This is a genomic window from Thalassolituus sp. UBA6592 (assembly GCF_002433655.1).
Lineage (GTDB): Bacteria > Pseudomonadota > Gammaproteobacteria > Pseudomonadales > Oceanobacteraceae > Venatoribacter.
The window spans coordinates 1-20,024 of the sequence record NZ_DJIO01000047.1 but is presented as its reverse complement, the minus strand read 5'-3'; the positions used below and the strand labels follow the sequence as shown (position 1 = coordinate 20,024).

17 protein-coding genes are annotated in these 20,024 nt (G+C 51.7%); 11 read left to right on the top strand and 6 right to left on the bottom strand.

All coding sequences use genetic code 11. The features are described from left to right. Positions 1 to 129: 129 nt before the first annotated feature. Positions 130 to 1,737, bottom strand: coding sequence for a sulfate adenylyltransferase subunit CysN (gene cysN / locus B2Z72_RS04305; protein ID WP_296982837.1), 1,608 nt, complete (start codon positions 1,735 to 1,737; stop codon positions 130 to 132). After that, on the bottom strand, positions 1,737 to 2,645 hold the full coding sequence (gene cysD, locus B2Z72_RS04300; RefSeq protein ID WP_296982836.1) for a sulfate adenylyltransferase subunit CysD: 909 nt from the start codon (positions 2,643 to 2,645) through the stop codon (positions 1,737 to 1,739). Before cysD ends, cysN begins: the two co-directional genes overlap by 1 nt. Before the next feature lie 185 nt (positions 2,646 to 2,830). Here cysD and B2Z72_RS04295 point away from each other — a divergent pair, with 185 nt between their 5' ends. The 11 genes from B2Z72_RS04295 to B2Z72_RS04245 all read left to right on the top strand — a co-directional run bounded on the left by B2Z72_RS04295 (position 2,831) and on the right by B2Z72_RS04245 (position 14,684). Continuing rightward, on the top strand, positions 2,831 to 3,475 hold the full coding sequence (locus B2Z72_RS04295; RefSeq protein WP_296982835.1) for an alpha/beta hydrolase: 645 nt from the start codon (positions 2,831 to 2,833) through the stop codon (positions 3,473 to 3,475). Between the two features lie 150 nt (positions 3,476 to 3,625). Further along, the gene (gene zapE, locus B2Z72_RS04290) at positions 3,626 to 4,741 is read left to right on the top strand and encodes a cell division protein ZapE (RefSeq protein WP_296982834.1); all 1,116 of its coding nucleotides are present in this window, start codon (positions 3,626 to 3,628) and stop codon (positions 4,739 to 4,741) included. 139 nt (positions 4,742 to 4,880) lie between these two features. Further along, a complete protein-coding gene (locus B2Z72_RS04285) occupies positions 4,881 to 5,642 on the top strand; it encodes an MBL fold metallo-hydrolase (RefSeq protein WP_296982833.1) in 762 nt (253 codons plus the stop codon). A 47-nt stretch (positions 5,643 to 5,689) separates the two neighbouring features. Beyond that, positions 5,690 to 6,022: a DMT family transporter gene (locus B2Z72_RS04280; RefSeq protein ID WP_296982832.1), complete on the top strand. Its 333-nt coding sequence runs from the start codon at positions 5,690 to 5,692 to the stop codon at positions 6,020 to 6,022. Positions 6,023 to 6,700: 678 nt separating this feature from the next. Continuing rightward, the gene (betI, locus tag B2Z72_RS04275) at positions 6,701 to 7,324 is read left to right on the top strand and encodes a transcriptional regulator BetI (RefSeq protein WP_296982831.1); all 624 of its coding nucleotides are present in this window, start codon (positions 6,701 to 6,703) and stop codon (positions 7,322 to 7,324) included. Continuing rightward, on the top strand, positions 7,321 to 8,778 hold the full coding sequence (gene betB / locus B2Z72_RS04270; protein ID WP_296982830.1) for a betaine-aldehyde dehydrogenase: 1,458 nt from the start codon (positions 7,321 to 7,323) through the stop codon (positions 8,776 to 8,778). The genes betI and betB overlap by 4 nt, the downstream gene beginning before the upstream one ends. Positions 8,779 to 8,785: 7 nt before the next feature. Beyond that, the gene (betA, locus tag B2Z72_RS04265) at positions 8,786 to 10,459 is read left to right on the top strand and encodes a choline dehydrogenase (RefSeq protein ID WP_296982829.1); all 1,674 of its coding nucleotides are present in this window, start codon (positions 8,786 to 8,788) and stop codon (positions 10,457 to 10,459) included. A 58-nt stretch (positions 10,460 to 10,517) separates the two neighbouring features. Next, a complete protein-coding gene (locus B2Z72_RS04260; protein WP_296982828.1) occupies positions 10,518 to 11,456 on the top strand; it encodes a choline ABC transporter substrate-binding protein in 939 nt (312 codons plus the stop codon). A gap of 109 nt (positions 11,457 to 11,565) precedes the next feature. Beyond that, positions 11,566 to 12,402, top strand: coding sequence for a choline ABC transporter permease subunit (gene choW, locus B2Z72_RS04255; RefSeq protein WP_349676709.1), 837 nt, complete (start codon positions 11,566 to 11,568; stop codon positions 12,400 to 12,402). Between the two features lies 1 nt (position 12,403). Beyond that, positions 12,404 to 13,573 (top strand): choline ABC transporter ATP-binding protein, encoded by a 1,170-nt coding sequence (gene choV / locus B2Z72_RS04250; protein WP_297004235.1) that lies wholly within the window; start codon positions 12,404 to 12,406, stop codon positions 13,571 to 13,573. A 40-nt stretch (positions 13,574 to 13,613) separates the two neighbouring features. Beyond that, complete coding sequence (locus tag B2Z72_RS04245; protein ID WP_296984701.1) at positions 13,614 to 14,684, top strand: hypothetical protein; 1,071 nt, start codon at positions 13,614 to 13,616, stop codon at positions 14,682 to 14,684. Positions 14,685 to 14,776: 92 nt separating this feature from the next. Here B2Z72_RS04245 and B2Z72_RS04240 read toward each other — a convergent pair whose 3' ends face one another. The 4 genes from B2Z72_RS04240 to B2Z72_RS04225 form a co-directional block, all read right to left on the bottom strand. Continuing rightward, the gene (locus B2Z72_RS04240) at positions 14,777 to 15,616 is read right to left on the bottom strand and encodes an SDR family oxidoreductase (RefSeq protein WP_296984700.1); all 840 of its coding nucleotides are present in this window, start codon (positions 15,614 to 15,616) and stop codon (positions 14,777 to 14,779) included. Between the two features lie 118 nt (positions 15,617 to 15,734). Beyond that, positions 15,735 to 17,255, bottom strand: a complete 1,521-nt coding sequence (locus B2Z72_RS04235) for an amidase (RefSeq protein WP_296984699.1) — start codon at positions 17,253 to 17,255, stop codon at positions 15,735 to 15,737. 98 nt (positions 17,256 to 17,353) lie between these two features. Continuing rightward, on the bottom strand, positions 17,354 to 17,872 hold the full coding sequence (locus B2Z72_RS04230) for a TlpA family protein disulfide reductase (protein ID WP_297004233.1): 519 nt from the start codon (positions 17,870 to 17,872) through the stop codon (positions 17,354 to 17,356). A 138-nt stretch (positions 17,873 to 18,010) separates the two neighbouring features. Further along, positions 18,011 to 19,675: a methyl-accepting chemotaxis protein gene (locus B2Z72_RS04225; protein ID WP_296984695.1), complete on the bottom strand. Its 1,665-nt coding sequence runs from the start codon at positions 19,673 to 19,675 to the stop codon at positions 18,011 to 18,013. Positions 19,676 to 20,024: the final 349 nt, after the last annotated feature.

Genomic DNA, 20,024 nt, shown 5'->3' with positions numbered 1-20,024 from the left:
GATAGCTGTGTCATGGAGATAGCAGAGCAGCGCAAGGGCAGGCAGACGCCAGCAGACACAAAAAAGCCCTGCGACTGAACGTATGCTCAGTGGCAGGGCTTTTGGCCGTCAGCAGTCAGATATTCAGTATCAGATGATACCGGCTTCCTGCAGGTCGGCGATCAGGCTGTCGAGGCTTTCGTTGTCAGCAGCCAGGCTCAGGTCAGCGTGGTCGGCACCACCGGCTACCAGAGCCACCAGGCCAGCGGCTTTCAGGTACGGAGCGCTTTCGTTGCTGGCAACCGCGGCAACGCGGCCCATGCTGAACAGGCGACGGTCCAGAGCTTCAGCAATCGCCTGCGGATCAACGGCGTTGATGGCAACGATGGCTGGTTTCTGGTTAAAGCGGCGTGCTTTTTCTTCAGCGCTGATAACGCGGTTGTCGTCAGAGTCGGTGGCCGCACCGACGATCATGCCAGCACCAATGGTGACGTTGGTCATGCGGTCGATGATGATAAACGCACCGGTGCCTGGAATTTTGCCGTAAGCATCGAACGGGATGGCTTTATCCAGTGATACTTCGGTCAGCGCGATTTCGTTGAGTTTAACTTCATCGGCTTCGCTTTTTTCCAGGGTATTCACGTCGATCAGGTGGTGAATACGGCTTACGGTACCTGCGCTTTCACCGGAAGCGAACTTCAGGCTGTAAGGCTTGCCAGGAATCAGCGGCTGTTCAGTCATCCACACGATGTTGGCGTTCAGCTTGTTGGAAACAACCGGCAGGTCATCCACTTTAACGATAACGTCGCCGCGGCTGATGTCGATTTCGTCTTCCAGAGTCAGGGTAATTGCCTGACCAACAAAGGCTTCATCCAGGTTGCCATCAAAGGTAACGATGTTTTCTACCTTGCTGGTTTTCTGCGATGGCAGCGCCATGATGGTTTCGCCCGGCTTAATGGTGCCGGCGGCGATGGTGCCGCAGAAACCACGGAAGTCGAGGTTAGGGCGGTTAACGTACTGGACCGGTAAACGGAAATTGGTCAGGTTTTTGTCTTTGTGGACTTCAACCGTTTCCAGAATCTCCATCAGGGTCTGGCCGTCATACCATGGCGCGCGCGCGGATTTTTCTACTACGTTGTCGCCGTCGAGGGCAGACATAGGCACGAAGTAGATGTTTTCCAGCTGCAGTTTTTTCGAGAACTCCAGGTAGTCTTCTTTGATTTTGTTGAAGGTGTTTTCATCAAAATCGAGCAGGTCCATTTTGTTCACGGCAACCACAACGTGCTTGATGCCCAGCAGAGAGGCGATAAAGCTGTGACGTTTGGTCTGGGTCTGTACGCCGTAACGGGCGTCGATCAGGATGATCGCCAGCTCACAGGTAGACGCACCGGTGGCCATGTTACGGGTGTACTGTTCGTGCCCTGGGGTGTCAGCAATGATGAACTTGCGCTTGGCGGTAGAGAAGTAGCGGTAGGCTACGTCAATGGTGATGCCTTGCTCACGTTCGGCCTGCAGACCATCAACCAGCAGAGCCAGGTCAGGACGGTCGCCGGTGGTGCCGACTTTGGCGCTGTCTTTGGTGACGGATGCTAGCTGATCTTCATAGATCATTTTGGAATCGTACAGCAGTCGGCCGATGAGGGTGGATTTACCATCATCAACGTTACCGCAGGTCAGGAAGCGCAGCAGTTCTTTGTTTTCGTGTTGTTTCAGATACTCAAGAATATCGGAAGCAATCAGATCGGATTGATGGCTCATCAGAAGTACCCCTCTTGCTTTTTCTTCTCCATCGAACCGGATGAATCGTGGTCGATGGCACGGCCCTGACGCTCAGATGTAGTGGTCAGCAGCATTTCCTGAATGATTTCCGGCAGTGTCGCCGCTTCGGATTCCACGGCACCGGTGAGCGGGTAGCAGCCCAGGGTACGGAAGCGGACGGATTTCATTTCCGGCACTTCGCCTTCGGCCAGTGGCATACGGTCGTCGTCGACCATGATCAGCATGCCGTCGCGCTCTACGACAGGACGCTTGTCGGAGAAGTACAGAGGTACGATCTTGATCTGTTCCAGATAGATGTACTGCCAGATATCCAGTTCGGTCCAGTTGGACAGCGGGAATACACGGATGCTTTCGCCTTTGTTCACTTTACCGTTGTAGATGTTCCACAGCTCAGGACGCTGGTTTTTCGGGTCCCAGCGGTGTTTGCTGTCACGGAAAGAGTACACACGCTCTTTGGCGCGGGACTTTTCTTCGTCACGACGGGCACCACCAAACGCGGCGTCAAAACCGTATTTGTCCAGTGCCTGTTTCAGCGCCTGGGTCTTCATGATGTCGGTGTGTTTGGACGAACCGTGAGTAAAAGGACCAACTCCCTGCTTCACACCTTCCTCGTTGATGTGGACAATAAGGTCCATGCCGATTTCTTCAGCCATCTTATCGCGGAATTCGATCATCTCTTTGAATTTCCACGTGGTATCGACGTGCAGCAGTGGGAATGGCGGCTTGCCTGGATAGAAGGCTTTGCGCGCCAGGTGCAGCATCACCGCGGAATCTTTACCGATGGAGTAGAGCATCACCGGGTTGTCGAACTCGGCTGCTACTTCGCGGATGATGTGGATACTCTCCGCTTCCAGCTGTTTCAGGTGTGTGTGGTTGTAATCAGTCATAGCGTTTGGTCGTTCCCGTAAAGTGTATGTCGGGCAGTTTTAATGGCGGGAAATATACCAAGTTGGCCGGTATATAAGAAGGCGTAATTAATAACATTTAGCTATATGAATATGGGTAAATATCTGGCCGGGAGCGCCGCTCCCTGCTGAGCTTTCCCCAATAATTATCAGGAGAATGCAGCGCTATGGCGCAGGAAAAAGTGATCACAATTCAGGGGCCTGCTGGTCACATTGAAGGCCGCTGGGCGGAAGCAGAGCAAACTGAGCTGGGGGTGCTGATGTGTCACCCGCATCCGCTGCATCAGGGCACCATGAATAATAAGGTGGTGACCACGGTTACACGCACCGCTGCCGGGCTGGGTTTGCCGTCGCTGCGCTTTAACTTCCGCGGTGTTGGCGAGAGTGAAGGTGTGCACGATCACGGCAAAGGCGAGCAGGACGATGTGCTGGCGGCGCTGGATTATGTGCTGAATACACTGGGCTGGAAGAAGGTAATTCTGGCGGGCTTTTCATTCGGTGCCGGTATGGCATGTCTGGCAGCCTGTCGTGCGCCGGATCAGCTGGCGGCTCTGGTATTGCTGGCACCGGCAGTTCATCATTTTGATGCACCGAATACGCTGCCCCATAACTTTGAGACCTATGTCTATATGGGGGATGGTGATGAGGTGGTGCCATTTGATGAGGTTGAGAACTGGGCGTCGCTGGTGATCCCGACACCGCATTTCGAGGTGTTTTCCGACGGCAGCCACTTCTTTCACGGTCGTCTGACCGATCTTAAAGCCAGCCTGATCGATGATCTGGGCCCACTGGCAGCAGAGGTAGCGAAATAGCTGCGGCCCGCCTGATGAACTGTGTGTTATTTGCACTTTCGGGCCATGTCCCATATATTTCGCGCCGATAAAAATCTAAGACTGAAAAATCCGCTGTGACGGGCCATAACGGGCACTGTCGGGCGGGTTCTTCTCCGCAGGAGACAATCCGTGAGTACACCCTGGGAACTGTATCAGGAAGACCTGAAACGTGATGACTTTTCTTACGACGCTGCACAGGAAATGGCAGTTAAGCATCTGCAGCGTTTGTATGATGATCTGGTAGCGCAGGAAAAACAGCGCAGCGAGCAGGGCGTATTCGGCAAACTGGCCGGTAAACTGAGCAAGAAAAAGCCTGAGCCGGTAAAAGGACTGTACTTCTGGGGTGGTGTTGGCCGCGGTAAAACCTATCTGGTGGATACCTTTTATGAAGCGCTACCGTTCAAACGTAAAATGCGTACCCACTTTCACCGTTTTATGCAGCGTGTGCATCACGATCTGACTCAGTTTTCCGGCGAGAAAAACCCGCTGAAAATGATCGCTGATAATATCGCTCAGGAAGCACAGATCATCTGTTTCGATGAGTTCTTTGTATCCGATATCGGTGATGCCATGATCCTCGGCGGTCTGATGCAGGAGCTGTTTGAGCGTGGTGTTTCGCTGGTTGCTACGTCGAATATTGTGCCGGACGGTCTGTATAAAGACGGTCTGCAGCGTGACCGCTTTATTCCGGCTATCAAGCTGCTGAACAAATATACCGAAGTGGTCAACGTCGACTCCGGCGTGGATTATCGTCTGCGTTCACTGGAGCAGGCGCGTCTGTATCATTACCCGCTCAGCGAAGAAGCAGAAAAAAGCCTGCAGGAAAGTTTTCATCGCATCGTGCCGGACAAGCGTCAGGTTGAGCATGATGTGGACGTGGAAGTGCTGGGTCGTGCGATCCGCGCCAAAGCCACCTGTGATGATGTGGCCTGGTTTGAGTTTGAAGCCCTGTGTGATGGCCCGCGTTCGCAGAATGACTATATTGAACTGGGCAGACAGTTCCACGCGGTGCTGATTTCCAATGTGCCGGTGATGGGTGCGAAAAATGACGATCTGGCGCGTCGTTTTATCAACCTGATCGATGAATTTTACGATCGTGGTGTGAAGGTCATTATGTCTGCCGATGCCGCCATTGCGGCGATTTATGGCCAGGGCAAGCTGGAGTTTGAATTTCAGCGTACGACATCGCGGATGCTGGAAATGCAGTCGCAGGAATACCTGGAGCGCGAACCGCGCAGTGACTGATTCCGATCTGTTACTCAGGGCCTGAGTTACGCACAGTTAATAAAAAAGCAGCCATAATGGCTGCTTTTTTATTGCGTGCCTGATACTCTGATCTGGCTGCTAATTAATAAATATAACAAGTATAAAAAGACGCCAGCTTATGCAGATTCACACGCTTAAAGGCTATATCCAGAATATTTATCTGGTTGAGTATCCCGATAAACTCCTGTTACTGGACGGCTGCAGCCGCGCCGATACGGGGATGGTGTGCGACTTTATTCAGACCACACTGCAACGCCCTCTGACCGATCTTAAACTGATCGTGGTAACCCACATGCACCCGGATCACGCGGGTGGTGCACACAGATTACGGCGTCTGACCGGAGCTGAAATTGCCGCTCATCCCGGTACCCGTAAATGGTATGCCGGGCCGGTAGGGCGGGTTGCCCATGCCATTGATGTGGCTTTGACTCTGTGGGTGGCCGGACGCATGGGGCGGGGTAAAAAACATATCTGGTATAACGCGGTACTGCAGCCGGATTATGAATTACAGGACGGTCAGACATTGCCGGGTTTTTCTGAATGGCAGGCATTGTTTACCCCGGGGCATACCGATCATGATGTGTCTTTATTGCATGTGCCGGGTGGTGAGATTTACGTCGCCGATCTGCTGGTAATGGTAAAGCAAAAAATAGTACCTCCGTACCCATTGTGTCACCCAAATCAGTATCGGCGCTCGTTACAGAAAGTGGCGGAGCTGAACGCAGAGCGCATTTATTTTGCCCATCTGGCCCCGCGCAGCAGTAATGATGTTGCTTTTGAAACGCTGCTTTCCAATGCGCCAAAGCGGCCGAAAACCCACTGGTACTCGACCAAAAATAAGATTGCAGGCAGACTGTCGCGCCGCAGCCGAAACATCTGAATTCCGGGTGTACTTTAACCCGGCTGCGAATATGCGGAGACTTTTGTATGCAGACTTACCTGTTGCTGTTGGTCGCAATCGCGGCTGAGGTTACAGCAACCAGTGCACTGAAATTATCAGAAGGTTTCACCCGGCTGTGGCCGAGTGTGATCGTGATTGTTTTTTATTGCGCGTCGCTTTACCTGTTATCCATTGTGCTTAAAACCATTCCGGTCGGTATTTCCTATGCCATCTGGGCGGGGCTGGGCATTGTGTGTGTGACCCTGATCGGCTGGTTTTTCTATGATCAGGCGCTGGACTGGCCTGCTATTTTAGGTATGGCGTTGATTGTTGCCGGTGTCCTGGTGATCAATCTGTTTTCCTCCGTCGGCCACGGCTGATGTCTGTCTGAAGCCCGTCTGCCAGGCCTGCGGCCCCTGGGCGGTGCTTCTGTCTCTTTTTCTGGCTTAAAGCCGTCTTCTGTCGGCACTTCTCACAGCACCTCTTGCTGTAACCGGCATAGCTGACTGACGCTTTCGTAAAACTCGGCATCAGGCTCAACTGAAACCGGCTATCAATCCTCCGCGAAATCCCTCTCAAAACTCTTCGCCAACCCCTTACAAAACCTCCTCACAAACACCCTTCACAAAACCCGCAGTGGTTCTTTTCTGTCGCTGATTTATTTCGAAACCCGATACAAAAACAGATGCGTTTCTGCTGTGCATGGGACGTTTTTTGATTGCTTTTTATACAGTCAGGGCGTGTCTGTTGGGGCTCCTAAGAGCTGTCGAAGGGGCTGAAATTACTTTTTTGGCTGATGAATTGTCCGGAAAATCCATTATTGATGACATTGACAATCTTTCCATTTGTATAGGCCTGTAAGCTTTTTCCTGGCCAGGTTAAGTGTCGCTGCAGTCCGCGTAAATACTGGGTTTTAGCGCTATTTTAGCGATTTTTGACGCTACGTTCAGCGAATGGGTATGGCGGGTAATATGACGGTTTAATGAAAATTACAGTCTTGATATTTAGGGGTCTAAAGGATAGGGTTGAATTTAATTGAACGATCAATCAAAAAAAATATGCCTAAAGTCGGGATAGAACCAGTACGTAAACAACAGCTGATCGAAGCCACCCTTAAATCCATTGAGGTCAATGGTTTTCAGGGGACGACGATCGTAACCATAAGTCGTCTGGCGGGTATGTCTTCCGGGATTATCAGCCACTACTTTGGCGGCAAACAGGGTGTGATTCAGGCGGCAGTACGCCATCTGCTGGAACAGCTGCAACAGGGCTTACTGACCCGCCTGCAGTCAAAACCGGATATCACGCCGATGGAGCGACTGATGATGGTGGTGGAAACCAACTTCTCGGGTTTTCACCAGTCCTCGCCGGCATCCAGTACCTGGCTGTCGTTCTGGGGGCAGGCGATCCATGACCAGGATCTGGCACGCCTGCAGCGGGTGAACCAGCGCCGTCTGGAGAGCAACCTGATGTATTCCTACCGCCAGCTGATCGCTGACCCGGTAAAGGCAAGAGAAGCAACGAACATGACCGCGGCAATGATCGATGGCATGTGGTTGCGCAGCATTTTAAGTGCACCGGATGAACGGGATTTCCGCGAAGCGGAGCGCTTGTGTAAAGAATTTATTTATCTGCAGGCCGAACGTGCCGGTATGGAATGGGAAGGGAGTAAGCAAGCGTGAATGTGCTGAGAAACTTTGTCGATGGCAAATTAATGGCCAACAGTTCCGGCGACACATTTGATGTGGTCAACCCGGCGACCGGTGAGGTGATTTACAAGACAGAAATCGCTGATGACAGTGTGCGCGAAGCGGCTATGACCAGTGCCCAGAAAGGTTTCGCTGAATGGTCTGCCATGACCGGCATGGAGCGCAGCCGCATTTTGCTGAAGGCCGTGGCACTGCTGCGTGAGCGCAATGATGAGCTGGCGAAAATCGAAGTGCTGGATACCGGTAAGCCGTGGCAGGAAGCGTCGGTGGTGGATGTTGTAACCGGAGCTGATTCGATTGAGTTTTTTGCTGGTCTGGCACCGGCCATTGAAGGCAATCAGCAGGATCTTGGCGGTGATTTCTACTACACCCGTCGCGAACCGCTGGGCGTTTGTGCCGGTATTGGTGCATGGAATTACCCACTGCAGATTGCCTGCTGGAAATCTGCACCGGCCCTGGCCTGTGGCAATGCGATGATTTTTAAACCGTCGGAAGAAACACCACACGGTGCTGTAAAGCTGGCAGAGATTTTTATTGAAGCCGGTGTGCCTGCCGGTGTGTTTAACGTGATTCATGGTGATGGAGCGGTGGGTTCCTGGCTGACACACCATGATGACATCGCCAAAGTTTCTTTTACCGGTGAAGTGGGTACTGGCAAAAAAGTGATGGCGGCAGCGGCCACCACTCTGAAAGAAGTGACCATGGAGCTGGGTGGTAAATCACCATTAATCATTTTTGATGATGCCGATCTGGAAGACGCTGTGTCGGCCGCCATGCTGGGTAATTTTTACACCCAGGGTGAAATCTGCACCAACGGTACCCGGGTATTTGTACAGGAAGGCATTAAAGACGCGTTCATGCAGCGTCTGCTGGAGCGTACCCAAAATAATATTGTCGCCGGTGATCCGTTAGATCCGGATGTTAATTTCGGTGCTTTGATTTCTGCAAAACACCATCAGCTGGTGATGAGCTATATCGAAAAAGGTAAGCAGGAAGGCGCGACGCTGGCCTGCGGCGGTCGCGCCATGCAACCAGCCGGAGCCGAACAGGGATTCTTTGTAGAGCCAACCATTTTTACAGATTGCAGCGACGATATGACCATCGTACGTGAAGAAATTTTTGGCCCGGTCATGTCGGTGCTGAGTTTCGCCTCAGAAGATGAAGTTATTGACCGGGCAAACGCCACACGCCTGGGTCTTGCTGCTGGCGTATTTACCAAAGATATCCGTCGTGCCCACCGGGTGATCCATCAGATTAAGGCCGGTATCTGCTGGCTGAACGCTTACGGTAATTCGCCGGCAGAAATGCCTGTCGGTGGTTACAAACTCTCTGGCCTGGGGCGTGAAAATGGTATCGAGACCCTGCGTCATTACACCCAGCTAAAAGCCGTATATGTCGGTATGAATCCACTGGAAAGTCCGTTCTGAGGTAGTTATGGCAACGTACGATTACATTATTGTGGGGGCGGGTTCAGCCGGTTGTGTGCTGGCGGCGCGCCTGAGTGAAGATGCCGATAAACAGGTTCTCCTGCTGGAAACCGGTGGCAGCGATCGCAGCATTTTTATTCAGATGCCGACCGCACTGTCGATTCCGATGAATACCGAGAAATACGCCTGGCAGTTTGAAACCGACCCGGAACCGTATCTTGACAACCGCGAAATGCATTGCCCACGCGGTAAGGTACTGGGTGGCTCATCTTCCATCAATGGCATGGTGTATGTACGTGGCCACGCCAAAGATTTTGATGAGTGGGCAGAACATGGTGCTCAGGACTGGGATTATGCGCACTGCCTGCCGTATTTCAAAAAAGCGGAAACCTGGGCTTTTGGTGGCGACGAATATCGTGGCGACAGCGGTCCGTTAGGTACGAATAACGGTAATAACATGCAAAACCCGCTGTACAAGACCTTTATTGAAGCAGGTCAGCAGGCGGGGTACGACTTTACCGCTGATTATAACGGTATGCAGCAGGAAGGCTTCGGGCCAATGCATATGACGGTTAAAAACGGTGTGCGCTGGTCGACTGCTAACGCTTATCTGCGCCCGGCGATGAAACGTCCGAACCTGACGGTGATGACAGGCGTACAGGTTGAGAAGGTGTTGCTGGAAGATAAAAAGGCCGTCGGTGTCCGCATTATTAAGGGCGGCATTAAAAACGACATAAAATGTCGTGGAGAGGTAATTTTATCCGCGGGCCCGGTAGGATCGCCGCATATTCTGCAATTATCAGGCATTGGCAACGCCGATGTTTTGATGAAGGCCGGTATTGACGTAAAACACGAATTACCGGGGGTTGGTGAAAACCTGCAGGACCATCTGGAATTTTATTTTCAGTTCCGCTGTAAACAGCCCATCACTCTGAATGGACAGCTGGACTGGTTCCATAAAGGCTTAATTGGCGCCCGCTGGTTATTAACCCGCAGTGGACTTGGTGCAACCAATCATTTTGAATCCTGTGGCTTTATCCGTTCAAAGGCCGGGGTAGAGTGGCCGGATCTGCAGTACCACTTTTTACCGGCCGCGATGCGCTACGATGGCCGCAGCGCGTTTGATGGTCATGGGTTCCAGGTGCATATTGGCCACAATAAACCACGCAGTCGCGGCCGTGTGCATGTGCGCAGTGCCAATGCGACCGATCATCCATCAATTTTATTTAATTACCTGCAGGCGGAAGAAGATCGCGAAGGTTTCCGTGATTGTGTTCGCCTGACCCGGGAAATTATTAATCAGCCAGCATTTGATGCGTACCGCGACGGCGAAATTCAGCCGGGCGAAGCCGTGCAGAGCGACGCTGAAATCGACACCTTTATCCGTGCAAATGTTGAAAGCGCCTATCACCCGTCATGCTCATGCAAAATGGGCGAAGACGATATGGCAGTGGTCAACAGCGATACTCAGGTACGTGGTATCCAGGGATTACGCGTGGTCGATTCTTCCATTTTTCCTACCATCCCGAATGGCAACCTGAATGCGCCAACCATCATGGTGGCGGAACGGGCTGCAGACATTATCCGTGGTAAAGGCATGCTCTCACCATCCTCTGCGGAAGTGGGCCTTGATCCGGGCTGGAAAGAATATCAGCGTCCACGCAGCCCTGAAATCAGCTGATTTCGGGCGTGACATTCATGTAATAACAAATGACTAACTTAGACAGCAGGAGTAACACATGAAGACAGCAAGAAAATTGATTGCTACCGCATTAACGACCGCAGCACTGACTGTGACTGCGTCCACCAGTTTTGCCGCTGAGTGCGACACTGTACGTTTTTCTGACGTTGGCTGGACCGATATTACTTCGACGACAGCACTGACTTCCGTTGTGTTGCAAGGTCTGGGATATAAAACCACCACCCAGATGCTGTCCGTTCCTGTGACCTATAAATCGCTGGAAAATGGCGATATCGATGTTTTTCTTGGTAACTGGATGCCAACCATGGAAGGCGATATCCGCCCGTATCTGGATAAGGGGACGGTTGAAACCATTAAAACAAACCTTACCGGCGCAAAATACACACTGGCAGTACCTCAGTATGTTTACGATGCTGGCGTAAAGAGCTTTGCTGATATCGCTAAATACGCTGATAAATTTGACGGTAAAATTTACGGTATCGAACCCGGTAACGACGGTAACCGCCTGATTCAGGACATGATTGATAAAGACGCCTTTGGTCTGAAGGACTTCAGCGTCGTCGAATCCAGTGAAGCAGGCATGCTGTCGCAGGTAAAACGTAAAACCAAGCGTGATCAGTGGATTGTCTTCCTTGGCTGGGAGCCGCACCCGATGAACAGCAACTTTGACATTACATACCTGGCGGGTGGCGACGATTATTTTGGCCCGGATCTCGGTGGTGCCAATGTAATGACCAACGTACGTAAGGGTTACACCGCTGAATGTCCGAACGTCGGTAAGCTGCTGACCAACCTTGAATTCAGCCTGACGCTGGAAAATGAAGTGATGAAAGCCATTCTGGATGACGGCAAGAAGCCGGCTGTAGCGGCTAAAAACTGGCTGAAAGCGAATCCGCAGGTGCTGGATGCATGGCTCGAAGGTGTTACTACGAAAGACGGTAAGCCTGGTCTCTCTGCTGTAAAAGCAAGTCTCTGATAAAGCTAAGACAGTGCAGATATCCGCGAAATACGGATGTCTGTACGCTCTTAAATTTATTTAATTTTAATTAATAACCGGTTTCTGCGGGTCAACCGTACGGGTACTTATGTCTATGGATCAGTATAAATTGCCGTTAGGCGACTATATCGAAATATTCTTTGATTGGCTGGTTTTCTCAGCCTCTGGCTTTTTTGATGCCATTTCCGTTTCACTCGAATGGCTCGTTGTGTCTTCGACTGATGTACTATTATGGCTGCATCCGGTGGCATTTATTGCCATATTGACTGGAATGGCATATTGGCTGCACCGTTCCTGGTCGCTTGTCGTTTTTGTGCTATTTTCGCTGATTTTGATCTGGAACCTCGGATATTGGGAAGAAACCATGCAGACGCTGTCGCTGGTTATCTATGCCACTCTGCTCTGTATTCTCGTGGGTTTGCCAGTCGGTATATACGCTGCGCACCATCCCAAGATGTTTAAATTTATCCGTCCGGTGCTCGATCTTATGCAAACAGTGCCCCCATTTGTTTATCTGATTCCGACATTGACTCTGTTTGGCCTGGGTGTCGTTCCGGGTCTGATTTCCACTATTATATTCGCAATTGCTGCTCCGGTGCGGTTAACGTATCTGGGGATTTCGGAAGTACCAAAAGAATTGGTAGAAGCGGGGCAATCGTTTGGCATGACACAAAAACAATTACTATGGCGCATTGAATTACCAGCGGCTGCATCGAGCATTGCCGCGGGTGTTACACAGTGCATCATGCTGTCACTGTCGATGGTTGTTATTGCTGCCCTGGTGGGTGCAGACGGTCTGGGTAAGCCGGTTGTACGCGCATTGAATACGGTTGATATTGCGTCAGGCTTTGAAGCTGGTCTGGCAATTGTATTACTGGCCATCCTGTTGGATCGCCTGTTTAAACAACCGGAGGCAGTGAAATAAAATGATTCAGATTGAAAATCTCGATGTTGTATTTGGCGGAAATCCACATGCTGCTCTGCCGCTGCTGGATGCTGGTGAAGACCGCGAAAATATCCGTGAAAAAACCGGCCAGGTTGTTGGTGTAAAAAATGCGTCACTTAACGTCGGACGTGGCGAAATATGCGTATTGATGGGCCTGTCAGGTTCTGGTAAATCCAGCCTGCTGCGCTGTATTAATGGCCTGAATCCTGTCGCTCGTGGTGCAATTCGAATTGAATGCGACGGTGATATGGTGGATTTCGTTACTGCAGACGCGGAAACGCAGCGTGGTATCCGTCAGCGTCTGGTGTCCATGGTATTTCAGAAATTTGCATTAATGCCATGGCTTACGGTAGAAGAAAACGTCGCTATGCCGCTGGAAGTTCAGGGCATGGAAAAACCAGAAATAGAACGACGAGTTCGCGAACAGCTGGATCTGGTTGGTTTAACCGAATGGCGACATCTGAAGCCGGGTAAATTGTCCGGCGGTATGCAGCAACGTGTCGGATTGGCCCGTGCATTAGCAATTGAAACTGATATCCTGTTGATGGATGAACCATTTTCAGCACTTGATCCTTTGATCCGCACGCAGTTGCAGGATGAGTTGCTGATGTTGCAAAAGAAATTGAAAAAAACGATTCTGTTCGTCAGTCATGATCTCGATGAGGCTTTGAAATTAGGCAATCATATTGCGATCATGAAGGACGGAGAAATTGTTCAGCACGGTAAACCGGAAGATATTGTTCTGAATCCGGAAAATGATTATGTGCGTGATTTTGTTGCGCATACGAATCCGCTGAATGTTTTGCGTGCGGCATCCATTATGTGTCCGCTCAATAATTTCAGCGCAGAAAATGATGGCTATTGCCTCAATCGACGCGATGATTACTGGCTCTCAGAAGATAAAAAATCAGTCATCGCAAACGGCAGTCGGCAGGAAATTGTTTCCTGGGAAGCCGGCAATACAATACAGGAATTTGGCAAACACCCTGTGAGTGTCCCAGAAGACTTCCCGATGAGGGATGCGATGGAACTGCGCCATCAGACGGGACACGCTGTGTTCGTACACTCAGGTGAAGGGATAACAGGTGTGGTAAGGGACAAAGAGCTCTACCACACCTTGTTAGGGAAGATGTTATCGGAAGATGACTGAATTAATGGATCTGTTATTTAAATAAATGAGGAGAGATTCTATGAAAAAACTTCGACTGCCTCTGGCGATCGCTCTGGCGGCTTCTGCCGTACCTGCGATGGCTTCTGATGCAATCAGCGGTGGTTTCTGGGTAAACCATGCTCTGTACAATACAGACTCTGAAGAGGTCACCTATGGTGATACTAACTACGAAGCTCTGATTCTGTACATTGATCATGCCGATGAAGCATCTGGCTGGAAGTTTTCTTCTGAGTTCCGTTTAGGTAAAGGGGCTTTCACTGATCCTGCAAACAACAACACTGGCGGTCACTATGGCTTCCACAAAGCCTGGATCGGCAAAGACTTTGAAGCAGGTTCCGTTAAGATCGGTAAATCTCAGGTACCATTTGGTTGGAAAACCACCAACTTCTGGCCTGGTGATGAGCTGCTCGGCGGTTACGCAGATCAGATGGACGTAGGTGTTAAGTGGAGCTCTGATGTGAGCAAATTCCACTATGACGTTGCTTACTATCACGTTGATGATTTCGGTAACAGCACCGAAACCATGGATGACGGCGGTCACTGGGGTACTACAGCTGAGTATCAGAAAGGTCAGACATTTGTTCTGAACGGTTCTTACGAAGTTGCAGATGGCCACAAAGTGGGTGCATCTTACCAGGTTGGTAAGCTGCGTGATCTGGCAGGCAATGCTGACCGTCCGATGGAAGGCGATCACAGTGCAGCCGTTGCCTACTATGAAGGTAGTTTCGGTGCAGTTGGTCTGAAAGCTCAGTACGTTATTACTGAACGTGATCTGAGTGGCCTGGCAGCGTTTGCTGGCACCGCTCTGGATGACACCAAGATCAAAAACGACCGTCGCGCTGTAACCGTAACCTACGCTCTGAACGATTTCCTGTTCTACGTAGATTACACCAATGCTGAATCCAAAACTGACGACTACAAAGATACCGTTGGTTCTGCAGACAGCTGGGCACCAGGTTTCAGCTATGACTACGGCCCAGGTTGGTTCTACCTGGAATACGTGTCTAACGATGGTGGTATCGACAGCAACGGTATGGTCTTCAACAAAGAAGACGACTACCTGTACCTGACTGTTGATTATTACTTCTGATTGTTAAATCAGAACCAGGTTAGTTAGCGAAAAAACGCAGCCAATTGGCTGCGTTTTTTTATGTTTGCTGCTTTATCGTGGACTGCGCACGATCAAAGTCGGTTGAGACCGAATTTTTTACTCAGAATGCGATCGCTCAGCGATGTTGGCAGCCAGCGTGCAATCAGCGGCAGAATCCGGCTGCCGTGACCAATACGGATAACGTCATCCGGCTTGCTCAGTAATTGCGCGATGAGTTCCCGGGCAAATTCTTCTGCTGGGGTGGGGTTGTCCTGTGAGGCTGTTGCTCTGGCTTCCATCTGATTTTTCAGGGGTAAATAGAGAGAATCCTTTTTCAGGCCTTTAATCAGATTAGCCAGCGAGTTATCGCCGAATTTTGATTGGATCGCTCCCGGCTGGACCGTGACCACGTGAATACCAAAGGGTGCCAGTTCCATGCGCAATGCGTCGCTTATGGAGTGCAGAGCGGCTTTGGTTGCGCAGTAAGCACCGGAAAAAGGTGTGGTCAGTATGCCGGATACCGAGCCGATATTGACGACCTGCGCCGGTCTCTCTTCTGTCGCCGCGGCGCGTAACAGGGGAACCGTTGCCTGAGTTAACGCCAGTGGTGCGAAAACATTGGTGGCAAACTGTTGTTGCAGCAGATCATGACTGAGTTCGGCCATTGGCCCCATAGCCGCGTAGCCGGCGTTGTTGATCAGGCAATTCAGATGACCGTCTTCTTCAGTGATTATCTTAATCGCAGCAGCAATGTCGTCGCTGTCGTTGACGTCCATAGCCAGCGGAAAAAGCTGCTCATCTGTCAGGTGAGCCAGATTGGCGATATTGCGGGCGGTTGCGTAAACACGGTAGCCCTGACGCAGATATTCCTCAGCCAGCGCCTGGCCAATGCCCGATGAGCAGCCGGTGATCAGTACGTTTTTCCTGTTCATTTCTTCTCTGAGATCCTTTTTGTCCGGCGCGCAGGGCGTGGTTTTTGGCAGATCTGAGTGGCTGATGGAAGCCGTGCTGAACTGCGTTCTTATCGGTTATCGGTTACTGCTTATCGTGTTACAGGGCAGGCCGCCGGTGAAACCATGGGCTGCTTTCTTCAAGCTGTGCTGCCAACTGTAACAGGGTGCTGTCGTCGCCCATCGGAGCAATAAACTGGCTGCCCAGAGGCAGACCATTTCCGGACCAGTAAAGCGGCACAGACATCGCCGGTTGGCCGGTCATGTTGGCGAGTTGAGTAAAGGGCAGCTTTTCCAGATTATCCAGTGCCATTTTCTTCACCTGACCGCTTTTCAGCAGCAGTTTGTGCAGACCCAGCCCATTGATCACCTTCATGGCCACAGCTTCAGCGGGCTTGGGATCAAAGAAACCGACTGGCACTGGCTCGGAAGCAAGAACCGGCGTCAGCAGCAAATCGTATTTCTGGTGGAACATGTGCATGCTTTGCGCCAGCTGATTCCAGCGGCGTTTGGCGTTGACGTAATCTCCGGCACTGATGGTTTTACCAAGGAATCCCAGCAATTTGGTGGTGTCTTCGATATCCAGATTGGATGCCCGGCTGTTGAGCTGAGCTGCCATAAAGTCAATATCGGCGGCGACCTGGCCAAAATACAGGGTCAGATAGCTGTCGGCCAGGGCTTCACCGTCCAGTGCCAGAGTCACAGGTTCACATTCATGGCCCAGCGCAGTGAGAACATCGACACTGTGGCTGACCGCCTGTTCGGCCTCCGGGGATACCTCGCGACCAATAAAAGAACGGCAGGTGTAGCCGATGCGCAGCTTGCGCAGAGGTTGCTGCAAGCTGTCGAGATAGTGTCCGGCAATATGGACCGGGTAGGGCGTTGAGCCGTCGGCGCCGGCAATGGCATCCAGCATGGCGGCACTGTCGCGTACGCTGCGGCTGATGACATGCTCCGTGGCTGCTCCTTCCCAATAATCACTGGCGTAAGGACCGGTCGGTACCAGGCCCCGACTGGGTTTCAGACCAAACAGACCGCAGCAGGCTGCAGGAATACGTATCGAGCCGCCGCCATCTCCGGCAGACGCCATGGGCAGGATACCAGCCGCCACAGCCGCTGCTGAACCACCACTTGAACCGCCGGGTGTGTGGTCTGTATTCCACGGATTGCGTGCAGGGCCAAAGGCTTTGGGTTCCGTTACACCCATCAGGCCCAGTTCCGGTGTGTTGGTTTTACCAAAGATCACCAGACCGGCCTGTTTAAAGCGCTTAACCAACTCGCTGTCGGTCGGGGAGATGACGCCTTTCATGGCATTGCTACCACTGCTCAGCGGCGTGCCCTGCAAGGCAGCGAGCAGATCTTTCAGCAGAAAAGGCACACCTTTGAATGGGCCATCGGGTAAACCGTCTTTAATCTGCTGGCGGGCGTGATCATACAGTGGGGTAATAATGGCATTGATGGCCGGGTTAACCTCTTCAGCGCGTTTAATTGCGGCATTCAGCAGCTGCTCGGGTGAAGCATCTCCATCGTTAACCAGCTGCGCCAGTCCCAGTGCGTCGTAATGCTGGTATTCGATACCGTCTCCGGCGGCAGTCTGTTGGTCGTTTTTTTCGGCTGTCATGGTTCCGCATCTCCCCTTGTGCAGATCTATGCTGTTTCTTGTGCTTATTGTTTTTTCTTTTTTCTTCTGCCGGCAGCGGCGCAGAATCTGTTGCTGCGCTATTTTTTGCTGACTAATGCGGTGATTTCTGCCCGGATTTTTTCGGCATCTGCAGTGCGGAAACCTTCATGCACTGAGTGGATGTTGCCATCACGGTCGATCAAATAAGAAGTTGGCATACCACGCAGCCCAAAGCTGTCCGGGGTATCGCCCGACGGGTCGTGCAGAATGGGAAACGACAGTGGGTGCTGTTGCAGGAAGTCGTAGGCCGGGGCAGTTTCTTCGTCGAGGTTTACCGCCAGCACTTCAAACCCCTGATCTTTCAGATCGGCACGCACGCCCTCAATAAAGGGCAGGGATTTGCGGCAGGGTCCACACCAGGAAGCCCAGAAATCAACATAGACCACCTGACCTTGATAGTCGGCGAGGCTGACATTTTTGCTGCCATCCAGCACGGGCAGGGTGAAAACAGGTGCTTTGTCTGTTGCGCTGTCAGCGGATGCTGCGGCGTTCACTATCAGAGCGCTGATCAGCAGGAAGCTATGCCGCCGGGCGGCGGACAGGAGAGTTTTCACCATGATGTCCTCTGTTCTGTATCAACCGTTATATTGACCTAAATAGAGGGTGCTGAACAGTTCAGTGGTGGCGCATTTCGTCAGGGAGCGTCATGCCTTCCGTGCTTTTTGTCTCGGGAAAACTGACGCCCGGTGCATCACTCAGGCGCTGCGGTAGCCAATGCGGAAACCACCCCAGTGTCTGCCGTTCACATAAATAGGGACAGACAGATCGTGCATAACTTCGCCGGTATCGCGTTTGTAGGTCTGCAGCAGGAATGGGCGGGTATTCGATCCGCAGCGTGAGCCGGTGCGGTCGTTAAAGATGCGCTTGCTGCGACTGTGCACCAGATCCGTTGCAAAATCTCCGGTCGGCGCTTTGGCGAACTTGTTGTTGTGGGTCGGGAAGTAGCCGTTTACGTCCACAGCGCCGGCATAGGCGACGTATTGTAACTGCTGCAGAATAGGCTCCTGAATATCCGGAAATTTCTGATCGGTAAAGCCATCGTAAGCCGTGTTGTATTTTTTCGGATTGGTATTGGCGACTTCGCGGTAATGGGTATCAAAGATCTGCTGTTCGGTCAGCTTACTGTCGCGGATTGCCTGCTCAAAAATGCGGCCGATACTGGCTGCCGACTTTTCTGCCATGGCTTTGACTTCATCGTGCGGTTTGCCCAGCTCGGTGCTGCCAAAGGCTTCGTAAATTTTTTCGGCGGTTTCTGACAGTGCCAGCGACTGGGCGGAAATTGAGGCAATTTCGGATTCGGTCTGCTCCAGGCGTTTGCTGGTTTCCTGCACAATGGAGGAAATATAGCCAATGCTGGTGCTGTTCTCTTTTACGCTTTCGGCCAGCTCGTTGACGTTGCTTTCAATGTATTCCGAGCTGCTGTAAATATCGTTCAGATGGTTGGAAACCGACTGGGTCATACCGACATTGCGGTCGATAGCAACAGTCAGAGAACTGCTGTTGGCCACGGCGTGTTTGATTTCTTCATTGATGACGGTGACGGTATCACCAATCTGTTTGGTAGCATCGGAGGTTTTGGCGGCCAGTGCGCGGACTTCATCGGCGACAACGGCAAAACCACGGCCTTGCTCGCCGGCGCGGGCAGCTTCGATGGCGGCGTTCAATGCCAGCAGGTTGGTCTGCTCTGCGATGTCGCTGATAACGCGGGTTACGGTTTTAATCTGCTCAGATTTGGCTTCCAGCTGAGCGATGAGGCCGGCGTTGGTGTTCACCTCCTCACGGGTGCCCTCCATTTGCGGGATGATGTCATCAACCGCCTGTTTGCCCACCAGATTAACGCGTTTGGCTTCGGTGGTGGCGTCTGCCACGGCCCGGGTCTGGCTGACCATCTGATTTATGGTGTCATGAATCTGCGATGCGGAGGAGGCAATCTGATTGGTGTCTGTCGCCTCTTCGTGAATTTTGGCTTTCATCTGATCGGCGGCGTAAGACATCTCGGCGGCGGCAATCGCGATTTTGCCACCATGAGCTGACAACTTATGGCGCATTTCTGCATAAATCCGCAGCTGGCTGCTTAACTTATCCATTTCTTCACGCAGGAAAGCGGGCAGGGCTTGTTGAGTGGGGACGCTTTCTGCAGAACGGGCTGTCAGCTGGCTGGCAATTTCTGTTTGCATGCGTGCCATTGGCCGTACCAGCAGCTGATAGATGAGAGTCATGCAGATGAGATTGGTACAGATGACGGCTGCCGCGACGGTGGCAGACATTATGTGGGGCATATAGAGCACACTGGCTACGATCAGGCTCAGCACTGTGCTGACCGCCGTCGCCATGAATGTTCTCGCCAGGTATTTATTCATTGTTATCTCCACTCACGCGAATATAAACAGAGTAGACAAAGAAGGCCGGGGACGAATGAAAATTATCGCTGCGGAGGGGAGGTAATGCGTAACTTTTCGCTACTGCGGCTGTGTACATGACGCATCATGAGAAAGTAGCAGTTATTAAAGTGAATATCGTGACTATTTATCCGATCGCACGTTATCGCACGACAGCAGATGCGGGATGGGGACTTTTCTGCGGCATGCAGAAGGACACTGTTGCAAAGCACAGTGATCTGAATAAGTCTGCAGAAAGAAACAAAAGAGGGTTTAAATAGAAGATTTAAATTTGAAAGGATGGTGCCGAAGGAGAGACTCGAACTCTCAC